The organism is Gemmatimonadaceae bacterium, assembly GCA_035633115.1.
GTDB lineage: Bacteria > Gemmatimonadota > Gemmatimonadetes > Gemmatimonadales > Gemmatimonadaceae > UBA4720.
This window is the reverse complement of sequence record DASQFN010000047.1, coordinates 94,015-115,257: the sequence shown is the minus strand read 5'-3', so window position 1 is coordinate 115,257 and position 21,243 is coordinate 94,015. Positions and strand designations below refer to the sequence as shown.

Annotated in this window: 18 protein-coding genes; 7 read left to right on the top strand and 11 right to left on the bottom strand. The window is 60.0% G+C overall.

Going from position 1 to position 21,243, the window contains the following annotated elements; all coding sequences use genetic code 11:
- Nucleotides 1-19 precede the first annotated feature (19 nt).
- Together VES88_05100 and VES88_05095 are read left to right on the top strand one after the other, a co-directional pair.
- Nucleotides 20-772 carry a class I SAM-dependent methyltransferase gene (locus VES88_05100; protein ID HYN80858.1) on the top strand — a complete coding sequence of 251 codons (753 nt, stop codon included), beginning with the start codon at nt 20-22 and terminating at the stop codon, nt 770-772.
- Between the two features lie 170 nt (nt 773-942).
- A complete protein-coding gene (locus tag VES88_05095) occupies nt 943-1,104 on the top strand; it encodes a hypothetical protein (protein ID HYN80857.1) in 162 nt (53 codons plus the stop codon).
- Here the strand turns inward: VES88_05095 and VES88_05090 are convergent.
- From VES88_05090 to VES88_05070, 5 genes are all read right to left on the bottom strand, one after another.
- Complete coding sequence (locus tag VES88_05090) at nt 1,085-1,873, bottom strand: FkbM family methyltransferase (GenBank protein HYN80856.1); 789 nt, start codon at nt 1,871-1,873, stop codon at nt 1,085-1,087. The genes VES88_05095 and VES88_05090 overlap by 20 nt on opposite strands.
- A 410-nt stretch (nt 1,874-2,283) precedes the next feature.
- The gene (locus VES88_05085; GenBank protein ID HYN80855.1) at nt 2,284-3,585 is read right to left on the bottom strand and encodes a glycosyltransferase family 4 protein; all 1,302 of its coding nucleotides are present in this window, start codon (nt 3,583-3,585) and stop codon (nt 2,284-2,286) included.
- Nucleotides 3,586-3,590: 5 nt separating this feature from the next.
- Nucleotides 3,591-4,331, bottom strand: a complete 741-nt coding sequence (locus VES88_05080) for a class I SAM-dependent methyltransferase (GenBank protein HYN80854.1) — start codon at nt 4,329-4,331, stop codon at nt 3,591-3,593.
- Entirely contained in the window at nt 4,331-5,116 is a 786-nt protein-coding gene (locus VES88_05075) for an FkbM family methyltransferase (protein HYN80853.1), read from the bottom strand. Before VES88_05075 ends, VES88_05080 begins: the two co-directional genes overlap by 1 nt.
- Before the next feature lie 24 nt (nt 5,117-5,140).
- Nucleotides 5,141-6,949: an ABC transporter ATP-binding protein gene (locus VES88_05070; protein HYN80852.1), complete on the bottom strand. Its 1,809-nt coding sequence runs from the start codon at nt 6,947-6,949 to the stop codon at nt 5,141-5,143.
- Nucleotides 6,950-7,137: 188 nt separating this feature from the next.
- On the opposite strand from VES88_05070, the gene asnB reads away from it, so the two are divergent.
- The 5 genes from asnB (at nt 7,138) to VES88_05045 (ending at nt 15,103) form a co-directional block, all read left to right on the top strand.
- Nucleotides 7,138-9,066, top strand: coding sequence for an asparagine synthase (glutamine-hydrolyzing) (gene asnB, locus VES88_05065; GenBank protein HYN80851.1), 1,929 nt, complete (start codon nt 7,138-7,140; stop codon nt 9,064-9,066).
- Nucleotides 8,949-10,220: a glycosyltransferase gene (locus VES88_05060; protein ID HYN80850.1), complete on the top strand. Its 1,272-nt coding sequence runs from the start codon at nt 8,949-8,951 to the stop codon at nt 10,218-10,220. Before asnB ends, VES88_05060 begins: the two co-directional genes overlap by 118 nt.
- On the top strand, nt 10,217-12,007 hold the full coding sequence (locus tag VES88_05055; GenBank protein HYN80849.1) for a carbamoyltransferase C-terminal domain-containing protein: 1,791 nt from the start codon (nt 10,217-10,219) through the stop codon (nt 12,005-12,007). Before VES88_05060 ends, VES88_05055 begins: the two co-directional genes overlap by 4 nt.
- Before the next feature lie 67 nt (nt 12,008-12,074).
- Nucleotides 12,075-12,689 carry a polysaccharide biosynthesis/export family protein gene (locus VES88_05050; GenBank protein ID HYN80848.1) on the top strand — a complete coding sequence of 205 codons (615 nt, stop codon included), beginning with the start codon at nt 12,075-12,077 and terminating at the stop codon, nt 12,687-12,689.
- 5 nt (nt 12,690-12,694) lie between these two features.
- Nucleotides 12,695-15,103 (top strand): polysaccharide biosynthesis tyrosine autokinase, encoded by a 2,409-nt coding sequence (locus VES88_05045; GenBank protein ID HYN80847.1) that lies wholly within the window; start codon nt 12,695-12,697, stop codon nt 15,101-15,103.
- A 10-nt stretch (nt 15,104-15,113) separates the two neighbouring features.
- Here VES88_05045 and VES88_05040 read toward each other — a convergent pair whose 3' ends face one another.
- Genes VES88_05040 through VES88_05015 form a run of 6 tightly spaced genes read right to left on the bottom strand, consistent with a single transcriptional unit; the run spans nt 15,114 to nt 21,242 of the window.
- Nucleotides 15,114-16,703 carry an MraY family glycosyltransferase gene (locus VES88_05040; protein ID HYN80846.1) on the bottom strand — a complete coding sequence of 530 codons (1,590 nt, stop codon included), beginning with the start codon at nt 16,701-16,703 and terminating at the stop codon, nt 15,114-15,116.
- Nucleotides 16,704-16,751: 48 nt separating this feature from the next.
- On the bottom strand, nt 16,752-18,086 hold the full coding sequence (gene hflX, locus VES88_05035) for a GTPase HflX (protein HYN80845.1): 1,335 nt from the start codon (nt 18,084-18,086) through the stop codon (nt 16,752-16,754).
- A gap of 16 nt (nt 18,087-18,102) precedes the next feature.
- Nucleotides 18,103-18,579, bottom strand: coding sequence for an LEA type 2 family protein (locus VES88_05030; protein HYN80844.1), 477 nt, complete (start codon nt 18,577-18,579; stop codon nt 18,103-18,105).
- Nucleotides 18,580-19,995, bottom strand: coding sequence for a replication-associated recombination protein A (locus VES88_05025; protein ID HYN80843.1), 1,416 nt, complete (start codon nt 19,993-19,995; stop codon nt 18,580-18,582).
- A 9-nt stretch (nt 19,996-20,004) separates the two neighbouring features.
- Entirely contained in the window at nt 20,005-20,718 is a 714-nt protein-coding gene (locus VES88_05020; protein ID HYN80842.1) for a ZIP family metal transporter, read from the bottom strand.
- On the bottom strand, nt 20,715-21,242 hold the full coding sequence (locus tag VES88_05015) for a hypothetical protein (GenBank protein ID HYN80841.1): 528 nt from the start codon (nt 21,240-21,242) through the stop codon (nt 20,715-20,717). The genes VES88_05020 and VES88_05015 overlap by 4 nt, the downstream gene beginning before the upstream one ends.
- Nucleotide 21,243 lies beyond the last annotated feature (1 nt).

Genomic DNA, 21,243 nt, shown 5'->3' with positions numbered 1-21,243 from the left:
CACTCGACGAGAGGGCTCAATGGCTAGCGGCAGGTCCCGGCCCTTCTACGAAAGAACGTTGCCGTACAGGGCAATGCGCTTCCTCTTTAGCCCGAGCTGGAAGCGGTTCAGGGACTTCGTGCTTCAACGAAGATACCGCCGAAACGCGTTCGACAAAACACTGGACTGGGGCTGGGGCGAGACACACTTCAATCGCATAGCACTGGTGAATCTTCTGGTCTCCAGAAAACAACATTGCTCTTATCTGGAAATCGGTTGTGCGACGAACGACTTGTTCAATTCTGTCGCGACCCCCGACAAGACCGGCGTTGATCCGGAACGCGGAGGGACCATCAGGAAAACGTCAGATGACTTTTTTCTGTCGAACGACTTGTCGTTCGACGTGATTTTCATCGACGGGCTGCACACCTACGAACAGGTTCACAAGGATGTCGTAAACTCGATGATGATTCTGAAGCCTGGCGGCTGGATAGCTATTCACGATTTGCTGCCCAGCGCGTGGATCGAGCATCATCGTCCCCTGCTGACCCGTGGAGCATGGACGGGGGACGTATGGAAGGTCGCTTTCGAGCTGGCACGCACGGAAGGAATCGATTTCAAGATCCTGAAGATCGACTTCGGCGTAGGCGTTCTCAGGCTGACGAGAGAGAATCCGGAGCTGGTCGATATGGCGAAGGAACTGAGAGACAAGGAGTTCGCCTACTTCTACGAAAACGTTTCCAAGCTTCCAGTCGTCGAATGGGACGACGCCCAGGAATGGCTTCGCAGCTGAGCTGGCAGCTCACACATGGCATTGCTTGTCGAGGCGGAACGAGGAGTTTTCCTTTACAAGAATGAGATCGCTCTGCCATAAAGCGAGATCGATGGGGACCACGGGCTGAGACAAAGCAGATGTCATAAGCCACAAACCCCGCGTCGGGCTCCATACAAAGGGCTCCGCTCATGACGAAGCTGCCGAGTGTTCAGTTCCCTTCGACCCTCGATCACGTAGCCCAGCAGATCGATGAGTGGCCGGGAGAGGACTACGAAGAAACGAGCCTCCAAGCGGGTGAGGGCTGCAAGCGGTGCGAGAACGTGAAGTGGACTATACCGGCGCAACAGTAACTGGTTCACACCACCAGTGCTCTTCGTGGTCTTCCGAGATGAGACGGAAGCGGTAGCCAGCAGATGCGAGGAGGTCTGAAATCTCTTTCGGTGAGGTTTTGTAGTCTGGGAGCGCTGGAGGATGGACACTCAACAGTAGTGTCGGCCTTCTCCCCTTCAGCGTCTCACCCGCACCATCGAGTACCAGCTTCTCAGCCCCCTCGACATCGCACTTAATGAGGACCGGAGTTTCGCTCGCGGTATCCTTCAGGAGATTATCGAGACTCGACACCGGTATTCCGTCCTCTCCATCGGTTAGACAACGGTACCGTGCCGGCGTGTTCGGCTGGATCGCTTCAACAGCTTTTCTCGCGCGTGCCTCTGCCACTTCCAATGTTTCGGTCACGCTCGAGCGCGCGCCGACGAAACAATGGACCAAGTGAAGGTTTCGGTTCGCCGTGTGTTTTACAAGTTGTTGGGTCAGGTAGAGGCTCGGGACGTCCGAGTCTATCGCAATCACGGATGAGTCAGGCGAAGCGGACAGAGTCAAGAGGCTGTAAATGCCGGTCGAGCATCCGATGTCAACGACCAGTGCCTCCGGGTTGTTGCGGATCCATTGAACGAAGAGCGTAACAGCTTCAGCTTCATAGTTCTCCCACGGGAGCCAGCTCGTGGCTTCTGCGGGGATCTCGACCGTTATGAGGTTGTTGACGGTTACGGGCACCCCGTCGTTTCCGAGCCCCAGAAATGCCTGGTAGGGGCCTCTTGCCATGTTCCAAATCCAGTCCATGCGATTGACCAGCGGGGCGTGGCGAACTCTGCGAGCTATTCGGTAAATCGTCTGCTTCATCTCAGGGGCGCACAAATAGGAAATAACCTGCCTGTTCGGTGCTCTCACAAATTGGGTCCCCGATAATTGTGGGACTCGCGATAAAACCCGAAACCATGACGATCTGGAACCCGCACTTCATCTCAGCAAAGCTCAGAAGAGTAATCGATTCAGGGTACGCGACGGCAGCGCAGATAGCTGAAGACTCGGGGCCGGCCCTCTAGCTCACGCGCTCAGACATCGACCTCGTGAAGCGCGAGATCCAGCAGTGGGAACAAAAGCGTACAACCGGAACAGAGTGTGGCGTGTTGTGGATTGGGCATTGCCGACCGTCTGGGGATACCCGAAGGAAATCCTCTCCGGTCGCAGCATCACTCTGTGTAAAGCCTCTGATAATACGAGTACAGGACACTATCGATGTCCGGCCCTGACTGAACAACAAAGCTCATCAGTGATTTCCTTTCAACCACCCTGCGAATCGCACGAGTCAAGTCGCTCGCCTCGCCGCGTCTGAAAAGAATTCCATTCACGCTATCGGTTATGAACGCCGCTGCGGAGGAAGTATCAGATGAAATGACGGGGACGCCGTTCTGAAGTGCTTCCTGTATCACTAACGGGGCCATTTCCTCGGACAGGGAGGGAAAGATCAGGTAGTGTGCGTCACGAAGAGACCGCTCTACATCGTCTGGTGATGCTTCGCCTGGAAACGCGAGCTTGAACCCGGACGCGCGAAGAGCGTGGAGCGCCTCGACCAGCTCCGGCTCCAGGTGCTTGCCCAGAAAAGTCACCTCGAGCTCCCCGTTCAGGTCCGCTACTCCCTTCAACGCCTCGATCACCACGCCCACTCCTTTATCCGTGGACAGGCGACCGACGAACAGAAATTTCATTCTTTGAGCACCCAGTCGGCGCAACGGGCCCGCTGCAAAGCTATCGGGCCTCAGGAAGTGGTTAGGGCGGAGGCCGATGCGGTCGGGTGCGAACCCGTTACGCATGAGCACGTCGTAGAACCACGGGCTTAAAACGTCCACACTGACGCTGTTGCGTAAAAAATCCAGCAGCATCGTTTGCTGGAGAACGCCCTTCTGGTACGGAATTCGATCGGCGATGTGCCTGGATCCCCATCGATTCACCAGAAAATCATTGAGCGGAATCGTTATCGCGTCGACAAGCGACGTGAACTGCTTCCGGTGTCGCTGCAGACCGATGCAGGTGGAGCACGTCGCAAAGTCCACCCGCCTCGTGCAAAACTGACCCGTCTCGTTCCTCAGCGTCTGATTCGGGCAGACCACGTTGACGAGATGAATCGTCAACACCATCCTGAGGTCATTTCTCCCCGCCAGCGGCTCGAAGAAGCTCTGTAAGAAATAATCGATGCCATGCAAATGCATGACATCTGGCGAAATCGTGTCCACCATTTCCACGAAAAGCCGCTGAATTTCCTTTTTGTTCGGTCCCGCCGCACGGTCCGTGTCAGTCAGCCCATAAGGGTTCGGGAAAAAACTCACGCCCAGTCCGTCGAGCTGTTCGTGCCCCGCAACTCTCGTGTCGTTGGGAGCGATGATCGATACTTCGTCACCGCGGCTCTGCTGCAGCTTGGCAAGCTGCATGAGAAATACTTCTGTGCCACCCCGTGTCCTGGGCGAGTGCCATGGGAGGAAATGCAGGATTCTCATTCAATTCACCTGCGAATGGCAACCAGCCCGCAAAAGACGGAAAAATGGCGTGAGTCCGCCTTGGAAAGCTTTCGAATGTTCCAGAACAAGTGAGTGATTGCCTTTGACACCAGACGATTTGCCGACGAGCGTTTCGCCACGGGGTCCACCCAGAAACCGATGTTGCCATAGTACCCCGCGAAAAGAACCTCGAAACCCTGGCGTTCCAGAGCCTCGGCCCAGCGAAGCGGATTCATCGAGGGAAGGTAGTGCTTCTCGAGATTGCTCCTGTCGAGAAGGTAGTGTAGCCACTTCTGGATTGAGCCAGCGAAATTCGGGGTGGAAAGAAAAATGTAGCCGCCTGGCTTCACCAGACTCGCTTGTCTGAGAATGATCTCTTCGAAGTTCGTAAAATGCTCGATGAACCCCAGCGAATATGCCAGGTCGTACTTGCGGTGGGGGCTGAACTCCAGGAAATCCTGCGTGAAAAACGATCCGACTTTGTACCCGCACGCCTTGAGCCACGCCGGCACAGCCGTGGCGTTGGCGGGGTGAAAGTCAATCCCGTTCAGCTCACATCCATATCTGCCAAGTGCCGCCAGAAACGGCGCTGGATAGCTGCCGACTTCAATGACGGAATCCAATGCCTCCGGATCAACGTACCTGAAGAGGAGACGAAAATGGTCGTTGTCAGGTTCGTACTCAACGAAGCCGGCATCCCCGTAGCTGCGGATCCAGTACTCCTCGTTGGTCAGGGATGTTCCCATCAGGCGGACCCGCGGCTCATCAGCCAGAGTCCGAACTGACACACCGGCGGATTGTAGCCAAAGCGCGACGCGAGGGATGATAGCTCCAGCTCCGCGGATTCACTGTGCCACTCGACGCAAACGGTCTCCACGAGATGAAGCCATTCGGCATGCTGCATCAGGTGTCGCTCATGTCCCTCGATATCGATCTTCAGAAGATCGATCCGGTCCCAGCCCAGCTCGTGCATGATGGTAGGGACCGAGAGACTGGCGACCCGTAGCACGCGTGAGCTCGTGTTTTCGGCTGTCGCAACCTTGTGGCCGAAATCTCGTGGTGCCACCTCCATAAGAACCGTAGCGTCACGCGTATCTACAGCGGCGCGGAATATGGTGGCCGAGATTCCGTTCAGCTGCAGATTCGTTTCGAGAACCCGAATGTTCTCGGGCATTGGCTCGACGCAGGCAATCATTGCATCGGGGTAGTGCCTGCCGAAATACACCGCGGTGAAACCAGCGTTCGCTCCGAGGTCGAGAATGGTCTTCACGCCGCGCAAGGGAAAACGATAGTACTGGTGCTCGAACACTTCGCTGTGAATGAAGTTGTCCGCGCCCAGGTTGTTCCTGACCAGCAGGCGTATCGAGCCAACAGGCTCGGGGTAGCGAAAGCGAATACAATATTCGCTCCGCGTCAGCTTTGCGGGGAGCATTGGCGAATAATTCCACACTAATCGCCGCAGGAAATCCCTGAAGGTGCCACGCGCCCGCCATGATGTGGCGACATTCCGGAAATGCGGGCCAGGCTTCATCACGGCTCGTGGAGCTGGCGTCAGCTAGTGCGACGCAGCGGCAATCCGGCGAAAACTGGAGCTGGACGAGAGTAACTCGTCATAGGTGCCTTGGCCGGCGACGATTCCATTTTCCAGCTGCACGATGAAATCGCATCCGCGCACCGTGCTCAGGCGATGCGCCACGATGAGAATGGTGAGCTCGACGTCCAGATCCTTCAGCGAATCAACAACCGCCTGCTCAGTTGCGTTGTCGAGCGCGCTCGTCGCCTCGTCGAGGATCATCACGTCCGTTTCCTTGTAAAGCGCTCTCGCGATGCCGATCCGCTGGCGCTGGCCCCCGGATAGGTGAATTCCCCGCTCGCCGACGCGGGACAGATAACCGTCGGGGCGACCTTCAATGAAGTCAGCGATCTGCGCGTTTCTCGCTGCGCGCTTCAGCCGAGCATGATCGATCGCGTCGGGACTGATGCCGAAGGCGATGTTTTCTGCCAGCGTCGCGTCGCTCAGATACACAGTCTGCGGCACGTGGGCGATCGTCCTTTGCCATGCCCGCATATTGCTTTCCGACAGCGACACGTTGTCCACGGACACTCGCCCCTCCGTGGGCGAGAGCAGGCCCATTATCAGATCGAGAGTGGTTGTTTTCCCGCTTCCCGTGGTGCCCACGAAGCCGACGCGCGCTCCCTTGGGAATCGTAAGGCTCAACCCGTCGAGAACCCATGGCGAGCTCGAGCCGTAGCGGAACCTGACACGCTCGAGTCTGACCGCGTCAGTGAATTCCAGCGGTCCAGGACGAGGGAGCAGTAGCTCGGGTTTGACGGCCTGATCGAGCATCGCGAGGACGTTTCGAAGCGAAGCCTCGCTTCCAGCGATGTTGGACCACGAATTATAGATCTGCTGCAAAGCAGGCAACAAACGCTGGGCACCGAAAGCCAGGATTCCGAGTGTAGGAATCGCATCCGCGGCACCTCCCGGTTTTCGCATCAGAGCAAATGCGAGCGCCGCAATGATCACCATCCCCAGGGTTTCCATGGCATAGCGAGGGCTTTGGCCGATGTACATGTTCTCGGCCTGAGCCAATCGCACAGGCGAGTCCGCTTTGCGATAAGTGCTCAGGTAGATCTCCTGAGATCCGTCGAGCAGGACGTCCCTGATGCCGCCCAGACCCTCCTGCAAGGCCTTGATCACCTGGACCTGCTCCGCGGCGATTTTTTCGCTGTTCTCCCGCAGGCGGCGCCGTGAGAAGCGCGTAATCGCCAGATAACTGCCGCCAAATCCGACTGTCGCGGTAAACGCAATCGCGGGGTTGATTGCAATCAACGTCGCCATTATCGCGATCAGCAGGATTGCGGCGGCGCCAAGTATCTGCAGCGACATCAAAACCCCGGCGGCAACATTCACCTCGTGCGTGATGCTGCTGATAACCGAACTGGTGTTGCGTGAAAGGTGGACCTCGTACGGTTGGTAGAGAGTACGCCGATAAACCTCGCTGCTCAGGTCCGCACCGCTTGCGAATACCAGCCGCGTACTCAGTCGCAACAGCAGCATTCTTATCGCACCGGCAACTAGTGCGGCAGTGGCGAACGCAATTGTCACTGGCAAGACAAGCTCGCTCGGGGAGCGCACTCCGAACATCTCCGCCATTCTACGCACGGACTCGTACGCGAACAGACGCTCGGGGGCGACGAGAACGCTCAGGAACGGTATGACCGCGCCGAGGCTGAGCACTTCGGCAAAAGCGCTTACGAGCATCAACGCGCCGAGGAGACCGAACTGACGCTTGCGACGAGGCGGCAGTTTCTCCCAAAGGCGAAGTACCAGATGAGAGATGCCGCGGCTATCGGACTTCATTCAGGTTGCACAGATAAACCGGCACGTCGGCATCCCTGCATTCCTGCTTGAAAGAACGGCTTGTGATTTCGCGGCAGATCGCACACTACTAGGTTTGGAGTATCAATGAATGCCTTCTCCGCAGGATCCTCGAGAACGATCGCTCTTGTTGATATTCGCCGAGCCGACTCTCTCGGCGTCCTCTACTAATGTGCGGCATCTCGGGTGTTCTTTCCCCCCACAACTGCCGCCAGCTGGTGGAGCGCATGACTGCGGCCCTCGTGCATCGCGGTCCGGACGACTCCGGGTTCGCCCTCCTTGCTACACGAGAAGGCGCTCCGCGAGGGATGTTCGGGCACCGGCGCCTGTCGATTCTGGATGTGTCGGCGGCCGGTCATCAGCCGATGGTGTCTCGCGACGGTCGATTCTGCCTCAGCTACAACGGGGAAATCTACAATTTTCGAGAGCTTCGCGAGGAGCTGAGGCGCACCGGAGTCCAATTCAGGAGTAGTGGCGACACCGAGATCGTGCTCGAGGGCTGGGCGCACTGGGGATCAGGTCTATTGCCGCGCCTCCGTGGAATGTTCGCCTTTTCACTTTGGGATCGCGACGAGCAGAGATGCTACCTCGCTCGTGACGTTTTCGGCATCAAGCCGCTCTACGTGCACGAGGACGCGGGGACGGTGTTGTTCGCCAGCGAAATCCGCGCGTTGCTCGCGACTGAGCGGATCTCCAGAACGCTGGACCCTGCAGCGCTGCAGACATATCTAGCCACCGGATCGATAGCGGAGCCGTTGACGATAATCGAAGGCATTCGAGCGCTACCCGCAGGGACCTTCATCGCTGTCGACTGTCGCCGCGGCTCGAACCTCGTCGCGGAGCCGCGTCGATTCGACGAGCCATTTACACCTACGGTCCGCGACACCGGTTCTGTCGCTCCAGGACCCCGTGAGCTGAGAGACATCCTGCGCGATTCGGTTTCGCGTCATCTCGTCAGCGACGTGCCGATAGCGCTTTTTCTCTCCGGGGGCCTCGACTCGTCATCGGTTGTCGCTGTTGCGAGTGAAGTTTCTGCCACGAAGCTGGACACGTTCACGATTACTTTCGGCGAAGCGGAGTTTTCTGAGGCCGCTCCCGCGAGGCTAGTCGCCGAGAAATTCCGGACATGTCACCACGAGATTCCGCTGTCGGGCAAGGAGCTTCTCGCATCCCTTCCGGACGCGTTTTCCGCAATGGATCAGCCGTCTCTCGACGGATTGAACACTTACTCAGTGAGTCGAGCAGTCCGCAATGCCGGAATAAAGGTGGTTCTCTCCGGGCTCGGCGGTGACGAGCTGTTCGGCGGCTACCCGTCCTTTCGCCGCGCGGCGCTCGCTGCCCGTGTCTGGCGATTTCGGCGCCTGGCGCGCGAGGCGCTCAGTCGCGCGCCTGCGATAGGACGCGGCGCTTGGCTGCAGCGACTGAAGCTCCTGTTCGACGCTACCACGCCGGCGCGTGGCGCGTACAGCGCTTCGCGAAGGCTTTTCGACGATTCGCAGACACGGTCGCTCGTTTCGGCCGCGGCCCCCGTACCATCGCCGCCGCTCATTGCGTCGAATTCCGACGAGCGGCTTTTCTCACTGCTCGGGCAAGTCTCGCTCTTGGAGACGGCGGGATATATGCGCAACACACTGTTGCGCGACAGTGACGTTTTCAGCATGGCCCACGGACTCGAGCTTCGCGTACCCTTCGTCGATCGCGAGGTTGCTCGAGCCGCGATCGGCTTTCCGGATTCCGTGAAACTCAAGCGCGGCGTATCGAAGCCCATGCTCGTCGATGCGATGAAGGACATACTTCCCCCTTCGTTGATGGATCGTCCCAAGCAGGGCTTTACCCTGCCCTTCGAGAAGTGGATGCGGGATGAGCTTTCGAGCGAGATCCATGCAACGCTCGTCTCGGCGAGCCTCGGTGATGTTGGACTGTGCGACCGCGCGGTGGCCCAAGTGTGGTCGGATTTCCAGAATCGCCGTTCGGGTACAACGTGGAGCCGACCGTGGGCGCTGTACACGCTCAAGCGGTGGGCAGATCACAACGACGTCGCGCTCGCGTCAAGCGGCAGTCCCGTGGCTGCGCCGGCATCGTTCGCCGCGATGCGGTGAAGGTCCTTCATGTTTCACCGAGCATCGCGCAATCATACGGAGGTCCGACTCATTCCCTGGCGGGATACGCAGTGGCCTCGCAGCGCGCCGGGATTGAAGTGTCGATCGCGGCACCCAGATGTGCTCCAGCCGACGTCGAGTCTTTCCTTTCGCGGGCAGGAAGTGTGGACCTTCGGCTTTTTTCGGCATTCGGGGCCAATGCTTTCATCACGTCGCCTGCGCTGATCAAGTGGGTTCGACACGCGGCGAAAGCGTATGACATCGTGCATGTGCACGGTCTTTTCAATCCAACGAGCTCTCTTTCGGCGCGTCTGGCCCTCGCGTCAACGACCACGGTACTGAGGCCGTTCGGCACACTCTCCAGATATACTTTTCAGCATCGCCGTACAGCTTTGAAGAAAGCGTACATTACGTTGCTCGAGCGGCGAACCCTGCGTCGGGCAGCCGCGCTGCATTTCACTACGGAGAGAGAGAGGAGCGAAGCAAACTGGCACGGAGTCGACTTCTCAGGGCGTGCGTATGTAATTCCTCCCCCGTCGCTCGCCCCAGCGGGCGGTACGCGGGCACGCGGAAACGAAGCAGTCGGGAACCGAGTGGTTTTCCTCGGGCGCATCAATCCCGTCAAGAATCTCGAATGTCTTCTCGACGCATGGGCAATTGTACGCAGAAGAGTCCCCACTGCCCAACTGGAGATCGCGGGAGACGGCGAGCCCGTGTACGTGGCAACACTGAAGTTGCACGCCTCCAGAGCCGGCATCGCCGACAGCGTCGCCTTCGTCGGTTTCGTCTCGGGAACGGAAAAGTCAAACCTGCTGGCCTCGGCGGGCGTTGTCGTTCTCCCGTCTCATCATGAGAACTTTGGAATCGCGGTGCTTGAGGCGGTCGAGACGGGGGTTCCCGTCATCGTGTCCCCGGAAGTACACCTTGCTGACTTCGTCCGGGAGCACGGTGTCGGACGAATCACCCAACCCGACGCTCATTCTTTGTCCGACGCGATCGTTGATGTGCTGTGCGACCCGCGAATTCAGCAGAGCGTGCGGAACCGGGGTGCGGGGATCGTAGCCGAGCACTTCTCTCCGACGGCTATTGGAGAACTACTTTCGAAGATGTATCGAGAGGCCATCGACCGTATCCCCTACGGCGGCAGGCAATGAATTCGGCGACCTACATCCTGGGTATCAACGCATATCACGCCGACGGCTCCGCCGTTCTCGTTCGTGACGGTGAGCTCGTTGTCGCGCTCGAGGAAGAGCGATTCCGCAGAATCAAGCACTGGGCTGGTTTTCCGGCGGAGACGATCCGTAAATGTCTCGAGATTGGTGGTATCGACGGATCACAGATTTCGCATGTCGCCGTGAGCCGCGATCCGCGCGCGAATCTTCTCCGTAAGGCCGCGTTCGCGTTCTCGAACCGGATGAAGATCTCGAACATCGTCAACCGGACGCGGAATCTGAAGAAAGTCCACGACATTCAAACGCCGCTCGCTGAAGCTCTCGGGTTATCTGAATCCGGGTTGCCACCGCTGCATTTCGTGGAGCACCATCCGTCGCATCTCGCAAGCACGTTCTTCGTCTCGCCATTTGAGGACGCCGCGATCTGCGCGATCGACGGGTTCGGCGATTTCATCAGCACGTCGACGGCGGTCGGGCGCGGCAATCAGATCCGCATGCTCGGCAAGGTATCGTACCCGCACTCTCTCGGCGTGCTCTATACCGCCGTGACTCAGCACCTCGGTTTTGCGAACTACGGGGACGAATTCAAGGTGATGGGCCTCGCACCGTATGGCTCTCCCGAGTATGTCGACGAGGTTCGAAGGCTTGTGACGTTAAAGCCTGGCGGTGGCTTCGAACTTACGAGAAAGTATTTCCGCCACTGGGACGAGGGCGTGGAGATGGACTGGGAGGGCGGGTCGCCAACAATGGGCCCACTCTACACCCCGGAGCTGAGTCGCATCGTCGGCCCACCTCGCGCGCCAGGTCAGCCGCTCGAACCGAAGCACGAGAATCTCGCCCGCTCGGTTCAGGCGGTGTACGAGGAATGCGCCTTCCACGTTCTGAACGGGCTGTGGTCGGCTACCGGAAACCCCCGTCTGTGCATGGCGGGGGGCTGCGCGATGAACAGCGTCGCAAATGGCAAGATCCGCGAGAACACGCGGTTCGAGGAGGTTTACATCCAGCCCGCTTCAGCCGATAGCGGAACGGCGCTCGGTGCAGCGTATCAGGTGTGGAACCAGATCCTCAAGAAGCCGAGGGGTTTCACTATGGTGCACGCGTATTGGGGAACGGCATATCCGAACGCGGACGTCTCGGAGATCGTCCGATCCCGCTCGGACGGTGCCTGGCGCTACACCTGCGAGACGCTTCGCGAAGATGAGCTGCTCGACAGGACGGCCCGGTTGATCGCCGATGGAAATGTTGTCGGATGGTATCAGGGTCGAATGGAATGGGGAGCGCGGGCGCTCGGCAACCGGAGCATCCTTGCCGACGCCAGGCGCGCCGACATGCGGGAACTGATCAACACGAAGATCAAATTCCGCGAGAAATTCCGGCCATTCGCACCCTCCATTCTCGAGGAAGCAATGCACGATTATTTCGTCGGCGCCGCGACCGATCCGTTCATGCAACAGGTCTACCCGGTGCGGCCCGAAAAGCGCGACATTCTGCCCGCCGTGACGCATGTCGACGGAAGCGGCCGTTTGCAAACCGTTAGACGTGACACGAATCCCCGCTACTACAAGCTTATCGCGGCATTCGCCGAAATCACCGGCGTCCCGGTGGTGCTCAACACCAGCTTCAATGAGAACGAGCCCATAGTCGACACCCCGGAACAGGCTTTGGACTGCTTCTTCCGAACCACAATGGATGCCATTGTCGTGAACGACGTCGTCGTCGTACGCCATCCCGCAGGGGAAAAGACAATGGATTCTGCCAGTACGGGGTGATAACTTTGCAGCTTCGTACACACAGACGTTTCGGATACGCCCGCCATGGCTATCCCTCTACTCCGCAATGACCAGAAAACTCAAGTATCGGCTTCTAGCGACCATGTTTCTCGCCGCTACGGCCGCCGACGCGCAAAGCGCCGGCGGGCCTCAAGCGCTCAACCCCGGAGATCAGGTCCGAATCGTCGTCTGGCGAAATGTGGAGCTGAGCGGGGACTTCACCGTTGCAGCCAACGGCACATTGAATCATCCGCTGTACCGGGAGGTACAGGTCACCGGCATCCCGCTGAGCTCCGTCGAGGACCGTCTCCGGACGTTTATCAGCCGCTATGCCACCAATCCGCAGTTCGTGATTCTACCGCTTTTGAAAATCGTCGTCGGTGGCGAGGTGCGCTCGCCGAATGTATTCAGCGTGCCTCCTGAGACCACGGTCACACAGGCGGTAATCCTTGCCGGCGGTCCATCGGAGCGAGGGAAGCTCGACAACGTGCGGTTGCTGCGCGAAGGGCAGACAATCAACCTGGATATGGGACGCCCCGACTCGCAGGCGGCTTCGCTCCAGGTTCGATCGGGGGATCAGATCATCGTCCCGCGCTCCACGAACGTGTTTCGCGATTTCCTTGGACCCACCGCCAGCATGGTCGGGGCGATTGCGGCGATCGTCAGCATTTTCATGAGATAATTGTAGTGGCCGAAATAGTTCCCTATCGTCCGGACCCCCGCGGCGGAGCGTCGGGCCAGAGGCACGGTCTCCCCACAGGGTACCCCGATTCGTATCCCGAAGCGCCGTCGGACGCGCTTGGCATTCGGGAGTATGTCGCCATTGTGCGCCGCCAGATCTGGCTGGTTCTCGCCGTCGTGCTGTTCGCCGCGGGAGTTAGTGCTTATAAGGTGACGAAAGCCCCGGCTCGCTATCGCGCCGTCGCGACAGTGCGACTCACGGATCCCGGACGTGGAATTACCGGCTCGATGGCCCGGCCATTTGACGGGTCGATCGGCCGCGAGAATGACCTGCTTCAGTCCCAGATTCAGATCCTCACAAGTAAAACGGTTGCGGCCACGGCCGTCGAGATGAGCGGCTTGCGGCTAATGCCGACGGCAAAAAGGCCGTTCGTCGACGAGGTGACCGAGGTTCGGGTCGCCGACGACGCACCGAGCGATTCAATAAGTGTCACTTTCGGGCCGACATCCGTCACCGCCCGGACCAGCCGCGACCAGGTCACGAGAGCGTACGGACAACCGATCGAGATTCAGGGCGTTTCCTTTACGGTTACTCAGCGACCGTCCATCACTTCCGCGACGTTTCGGGTAGTGCCGAAGGAAGTCGCGATCGGCCGTGCGCTCGGCGGATTCGGCGCCAGTCCCAGGCCGAAGACGGATATCATCGATCTGTCCTATACGGGCAATGAGCCCCACGAAGCCCGCCGAGTTACAAATGCAATGGCGCTGGCGTTTCAGGCGCACAGCGCTTCCACGCTGCAGAAACAATCGCGGCGACGAAGAGTCTTCCTCGAGGGGCAGCTGAAACAGACGGACTCGATGCTCCGCGACGCAGCCTCGGCCTACAGCAGTTTCCGGAGCCGCGGTCAGGTCTTCAGCTCGAAGGGCAAAGCTACGGCGCAGGAGCAACGACTCGTCGACATCGACATGAAACGCTCGGAGCTGGACGCCGAGCGACGCACATACCAGTCGCTGCTGTCGCAGGGTCAACGAGACGGTCAGGTTTCCGAGTCAAACCTTCGTGTCCTCGTCTCGTCCCCGGGCATTGCCGCAAACCCGGTGATTCAGCAGCTGTACAAGCAACTCACGTCCTACGAGGAAGTTCGCGACAGTCTGGAAAGCGCGGGCGCCGCCGCGACAAATCCCGATGTCGTGTCGATAAACTCTCGCATTACGGCGACCGGCAGCAAGTTGATGAGCGCCGTGCGAAGCCAGGTTCAGTCACTGGACGCGCGCATTGCGGCAATGGACAACCTGCGATCAGCCAGCTCATCGCAGATCGCCGCTGCTCCGGCGGCCGAGACCCAGGAGGGACAGCTCGAGCAGCAGGTGAAGAATGTTCAAAAGATGGCGGATGCTCTTCAAAGTGAGCTGCAGCTGGCCAAAATGTCCGAGGCGATCGAAGCGGGACAGGTCGAGATCATCGATCTAGCCGGTGTTCCTTATGGGCCGATTCCGACCGGCGGGACGCGCAAGATCGCTCTGGGCGTGGTCATCGGACTTCTCCTGGGACTGGGACTGGCGATCGTCGTCGACGGGATGAATACGTCGATCAGACGGCGCACCGACATCGAACGCATGCTTCAGGTGCCTGGGCTCGCCGTCATTCCTCGCCTGGCGCAGGGCAGAAGCGCCGATCGCATCATTGCGCGCGCACTCCCGCGGCGTGCGGGCAATGGCAAAGCGTCCAAAGGGAATCCCGATCTGGTGACCCTCGCGGATGTTCGATCGGCCAGCGCCGAAGCATACAGAACGCTGCGAACCAATCTGATCTTCTCGCAGTCTGTACACGCCTTGCGCACGATCGTCGTAACGAGTGCGTCGCCCGGAGAAGGCAAGACGACCACGGCCGCCAATCTCGCGGTATCCTTCGCCCAGTACGGAATGCGCGTCTTGCTGGTGGACTGCGATCTCCGGCGCGCACGCCTGCACAAGGTATTCGACATCGGCCGCGAGCCCGGAATCACCGAGATGGTTCTCGGACGGGAAGAGCCTGAAGCTGTCACGCGCGAGACCGAGACGCCCGGGCTTTACGTGATTCCTTCCGGCGTGCTCCCCCCGAACCCTTCCGAGCTGCTGGGGGGAGAGCGAATGCGGAAATGCCTCGCAACCCTGTCCGAGGCTTTTGATCTGATCATCCTCGACACGCCGCCATTGCTGGCGGCATCCGACGGCGCGATCCTCGCGACACTCTCGGATGGCGTAGTGCTGGTGCTCAGGGCCGGCGCTACCGAGGGTGAAGCCGCACAGCAGGCCTTACAGCAGCTGGCCGCAGTCGGCGCCAGAGTAGTCGGAGCGGTGTTGAACGATCCTGATGCAAAAGTTCCGATGTACTCCGGCTACTACCACTACGAGTATGCTGGGACAAACACGTAACGCGCGATAACTAACGTCTTCTGCCGCGCCACGCGATCGCACGCCGCTTGGCTGGACTGATGATCCCCTCTACGCCGTAGCCACTTGCGGCAGGCTGATCGGCGGCCGGCGAAACTTGCCCGAGGAGCCACTGCTCCAGACCCGGCGCGATGATCTTTGCGGCGCGCTCCGCACCGTAGGGTCTCACGTTGTACTCCGCGCTGCACCAGATGGAGAGCTTGTAAACCATTGCGGAAGCGCCATCGACCGGCGGACGGATTGGATATTCGAGCTTCCACGCCCATGCGAGCGGCACTTCGCTGGAGATCGAGCTCCGACCGTCTTCAGGGACAAGCTCCATCCTCAGAAACCCGAAGCTTGGAGCCGTGGACGCGAGAAGCGACGAAACCTCATCGAGACCGCGCGCATTCTGGATTCGCGCTGTCAGATCCAGCGCGAGTATCTGATCGCTGATCACGCGTCGCACACGCGATGGCGCCGTCAGCAGAACCTCACCGGCGACCACCAGCTCATTATATGAAAGGAGGTTCGTACCGTAGATCACCAGAATGCTGAGACCGACCAGTCCGAGAACGGCAATCGATGTCGCAACGTAGGGAGCCGTGAGCGCGATGATCAATCCAAGCGCGGCCATCGCGACAGCCAGGCCCCAGAGAAAGATCGACGTGCGTTCCTTCGACAGTCCAAGTGCCATCAACCGATGGTGAATGTGACGCGCATCCGCGCCCGAGAGAGGAACACCGCGAAGCCAGCGCCGTATGACCGCCAGCATCACGTCGAGGAGCGGCACGAACAACGCGAGAATCGGGACAACCACCAGCACGGATGGACCAGGTACTTCGGCTGCCTTCAGGAGGAGGACCGACAGGAGGAACCCGGTGCTCAGGCTTCCCGAGTCGCCCAGAAAAACGCGCGCCATCGGAAAATTGTAGTGCATGAAGCCAAGCATCGCTCCGCCGAGGGCGACGGCGGGCACCAGAACAGCGATGTTACCGAGAGTCATGGCGACGACCGCAATCGTGGCGCAGGCAACGATCGCGATGCCTGCGGCGAGGCCGTTCAAACCATCGATGAAATTATAGGCGTTGGTAATCCCGATGATCCACAAGAGAACCAGCGGAGCTGACAGAACGCCAACCGGAACTCCGACACCGTACCCGAGTGTCGCGCTCTCGAGGCGGACGCCGAAGTAATAGGCAACCAGTGCGGCGGCGACCTGGGCGACGAATTTCGCGCTCGGGGGAAGACCTCGCACATCATCGAGCACTCCGACGACGAAAAGCAGAGACGCGCCGATGAGAACTCCGGTGAGCATTCGGAGGTCGGCCGGTGCAATCGCATGGCCGGGAACGAATACGACTGTCCCGAGAAAAAAAATTCCCAGCGTGACGCTCGACACCGCCAGGTAAACCGCGATTCCGCCGAGTCGCGGCACCGGCGACGCGTGCAGGCGACGCACACCGTCAGGTGCGTCGTAAAGCCGGAGAGCTCCGGCCGCGCGAATCACCAGCGGGGTGATGAGCAGACTGGCGCACGTTCCGAGAAGGAAGACGGCGCCAAGCCATCCAACGAGAATTATTGTGGCGGAGGACGAGGACATCGGGCCTCCATAATACCGGTGATGCGGACTACCCGCTACCCATCAACTTCAGCGGGAATTTCGGACCGCCGCGCCTGCTTTTCTGAGGCGACCAGCAACCGATGCGTCCATCCGCGCATGCAGTATCAGCTCGTCGCCGTCATGGACCTGATCCAGCACCTCGGTATCTCGATGGATTTCGGCGAGGAGCTTCCCCGCTGTCACGGGGACGCGAATCTCGGTGATGGGGAGACGAGTTCGTCGCGCCGACAGGAGAGCACGCCGGAGAGGCTCCAGGCCGCCGGCGGCCGTTGCAGAAACAAATACAGATTCAGGAATCTGATCGCGGATTCCCGTTTGCAGCGCGAGGAGGTCTTCCTCCGGAATCCTGTCGATCTTGTTGAAGACGTTCAGAACGGGTTTTCCGCCGGCGCCGATGTCGACGAGGACGCTCTCCACAACCGCTCGCTGCTCGCTCCACGCCGGATGAGACAGGTCGATCACATGCAGGAGCAAATCCGCTTCAGCCACCTCCTCCAGGGTCGCGCGGAACGACGCCACGAGGTGGTGCGGCAGCTTGCGAATGAATCCGACGGTGTCGGTCAGAAGTATCGAGTTCGCGTCGTCGAGCCGCACCTCGCGCGTGAGAGCATCGAGGGTCGCGAAGAGCCGGTCCTCGACAAACACTGAATCGGTTCCCGAGAGACCGCGGAGCACGGACGACTTTCCCGCATTCGTGTAGCCCGCGAGGCTGGCACGAAATTCCCCGCGCCGCGAGGTTCGCTGCACTTCGCGTGATTTCTGAACATCCCCCAGGCGCTGGCGAAGAACCCTGATCCGGCTGCTGATGAGCCGCCTGTCCGTCTCGAGCTGTGTTTCGCCCGGGCCCCTGACGCCTATTCCGCCTCGAAACTTCTCGAGGTGCGTCCACATTCTCGTCAACCGGGGGAGCATGTACTGGAGCTGAGCCAGCTCAACCTGCATGCGCGCCTCACTGGAGCGTGCGCGCGTTGCGAAGATATCGAGGATCAGCTCTGCGCGATCGATCACCCGCTGACCTGTCGCGTCCTCGATGTTCTTCCCCTGCGCCGGGGTGAGCTCGTCGTCGAATATGATGACTGTTGCGCTCGTGTCGCTGATGACGCGGCCGAGCTCCTCGATCTTTCCCTTGCCGAGATACGTCGCCGGATTCGGCCGATCGAGCTGCTGCGTCAAGCGGCCGACCACGACAGCGCCGGCCGTGTCGGCGAGCTGCTGCAGCTCGTCGAGATGCTCGTCCATGACCTGCGAGCGCGTAAGGGCCGCCGGCCCGGCGGATCCGTTTCCGTTAGGGCGCCCATGCGGCCCTTTGATCTGTGCCCCGACGAGGATTGCTCTCTCGACCGGGGGTTGAAGCTCGATCAATTCTCGCGCGATGTTCTTACCTTCTCTGCTGGCTGGTGCCGCTGAAGCTCGAGAATCGGCCGCTTTGGTCGTACGGTGCGGTGAATCGTCCAAGCGGCGTCTCGAGACCGATGTCGCCAACCACGCGATAATTGACTGCACCGCTCGACAAAAGCTGTCGGCCGGCTGCGCCCAGACCGGCATAAGTGAAGTCCATCGGGATGGTGACGAACGTCGAATCCCGATCATCCACCCTGAATGCGCGATCGAGCACGCCGCTTCCGAGCTCCTTGTCCTCGACCATCAGCTTGTAGGTCAGCCGCGTCGCATTGAGGTCGAACTGGTTCGGGTTATAAACGCTCAGCACTATATCGAGCGCCCCCCCGGTAAGTCCGAGACCGCGGATCTTGACGTCACTGAACTGTACGAGCGGCTGCTTGAAGCTTCCCAGCCCGATCGACGCGCAACCTCCCAGCGCCACCGCTATCGCAGCTACAAAAATTCTCCTTCGCATTTATCCCTCCCTGCTCGCCTTGCCATCGGGCGGGCCTTGATCGTTGATTTCGTCGGCAACCCGGCTTTTCAGCTCGCTCCACCAGGCTAGCCGTTTCGCGATGTCCTTCTCGAAGCCAAATGGTCCCGGCTCGTAGAAGACAGATCCCCGAAGAGCCTCCGGCAAGTACTCCTGCGGGATGTATGCCTCGGGGACACCGTGCGCATACTGGTACCCCTCCCCATAGCCCAGTTCCTTCATAAGCCCCGTTGGAGCGTTGCGAATGTGGAATGGAACAGGAGCTCCCGGCGTGTCACGGGCAGCGTCAAATGCCGCATTAAGCGCGCGGAGGCCTGAGTTCGATTTTGGGGCTGTTGCGAGGTAGATGATCATCTCGGCCAGAGGGAGGTAGCCCTCAGGGGGACCGAGCATGTGGTACGCATCGCGGGCGGCAACAGCGATCTGAAGGGCGTTCGGATCCGCGAGCCCGATGTCTTCCGCGGACATCGCGATCGCGCGGCGAAAGATCGTCATGGGGTCCTCACCGCCTTCGATCATTCGCGCCATCCAGTAAAGTGCTCCGTTGGGATCACTGCCGCGCAGCGACTTGTGGAGCGCCGAGAGCATGTTGAAGTGTGTTTCCCCGGCCTTGTCGTGCAGCGCGAAACGCTTCTGCATCGCGTCGCGCGCAGCGTCGGCGGTAATGTGTCGCTCATCTCCGGCGAGCAGCGCTGCAGCTTCGAGCACGCTGAGCGCACGCCTCGCGTCACCGTCGGCCTCATGGGCGACGAGCTGCATCGCGTCTTCATCGACCTCGAGGTTGAGATTGCCGAGTCCGCGCTCGGAGTCCGACAGCGCTCGACGCATCAGCACGAGAATGTCCTCGGCTGATATCGGCTCCAGGACGAACACACGCATGCGTGAAAGCAGCGCTCCGTTCATCTCGAACGAGGGATTCTCTGTGGTGGCGCCGATCAGCGTGACGGTGCCGCTCTCCACGTGAGGTAAGAACGCGTCCTGCTGGGCCTTGTTGAAGCGATGAATCTCGTCGACGAAGAGTATTGTCTGGCGACCCAGCTCGAGCCGTTCCTCAGCGGCGGCGATTATCTCACGAACACGCCCGACACCTTCGGTCACGGCGGAGAACGGCACGAACTCGCGCTCTGTGTAGCGCGCTATGAGTCGTCCGATCGTGGTCTTTCCCGAACCGGGTGGGCCCCAGAAGACCATCGACGTAATTGCTCCGCGCTCAATGGCTTCACGAAGCGGCTTCCCGGGGTCCAGCAGGTGATGCTGGCCGACGAGCTCGTCGAGCGTCTTCGGCCGGATGCGCGCGGCAAGCGGCTGGGCAGATGCCGGTGGAGTGAAAAGGGATTCCTCACCGGACGATCTGCGCTTGGTGGCCCCCATCGCGGCGCTGCGAAATTTCTTAGGCATCAAAGAAAATCATCCCATCAGTTTCCGCGCCAACAGGTACAATCCGCACCCGGCGAAGAAGCTCACGGGCAGTCCCCATCCTTTCTTGCCCTGAAATTCGGGCACGAGGTTCGACGCGCCGACATACAGCGATACGCCCGCAGCGAGTGGAAGTCCATAAGCCCGCAGTGGCGCGAAGTATTCGGTAGCAAGACCGCCAAGCAGCGTTGCAGCGCCGAGCGCGGCTCCGGCAAGGAGAGCGTGCCCGCGTGATGCACCCGCGGCGAGAAACAGGCTCGAGATGGCGAGGCCTTCCGGCAGCTTGTGCAGCACGATCGCGAGGAAGACCAGCAGTCCCAGCGATGCGCTGACCTCGAATCCGCTCGCAATCGCAACACCGTCCACGAATGTGTGCAGCAGCAGACCGATCAACGCGGACATGCTCACGGCACGCGTGACCTGGTGCACTTCTTCTCCGAAATGGAAATGCGGGGTGAGAGTGTGCTGAGTGAGATGCACGAGGACGTATCCTGTGAGCACGATCAGGCCGGCACTCGCACCGTGCACTGCAATCGCTTCCGGAATCAGGTCGAGCAGCGCCACTGATATCATGAAGCCCGCCGACAGCGCGACGAGCTTGTCGAGCGCGGACATGCTCCACTGCGATCGGGACGTGACAGCTGCCGCACCCACTACGTTTGCGGCGGCCGCGATCAGCGTGTACGCGATCGCGGGGCGTATCACGCCGGCGTCAATGCGAGCCGATCCGCGGCGGCACTGATGGCAGCGGTGAGTGAAGGCGCCAGTGCGCGATCCCAAGATTGCGAGCGCCACGAACGATCGGCGAGCGATGCTCTCTCTTCCAATCCCTTACCCTGCAGCAGATAAATCCATCGATCCGACCGCGAGAAGATGTACAGCTCGAGCTGCGCGGTCAGGGTCAGCTGATCGTCGGGTGTATAGAGGGAGATCTCCACACCGCCGTAGGTCGCCAGCGGCACCTTTAGTCGCGCAATGGCATCGCGCACGTCAGGAAGCGCGACTGATTCTCCGCGCCACGTTGTCTCCGATCGCAGATCTTCGAGTACGACATCGATGGCCGGCGCGAGCTGTTCGCTCAACGTATAGAAGAGATCGACCACGCGCTCCGCGTTCGCGGCAATGTACGCCTCGTAGATCTCGCCGTTCTTGACGAAAGTGAATCCGTCTGTTCCCGACCGGAAGCGCTTCCAGACAGTCACGTCCGGGTTTCTGCCGCGAAAGAGCATG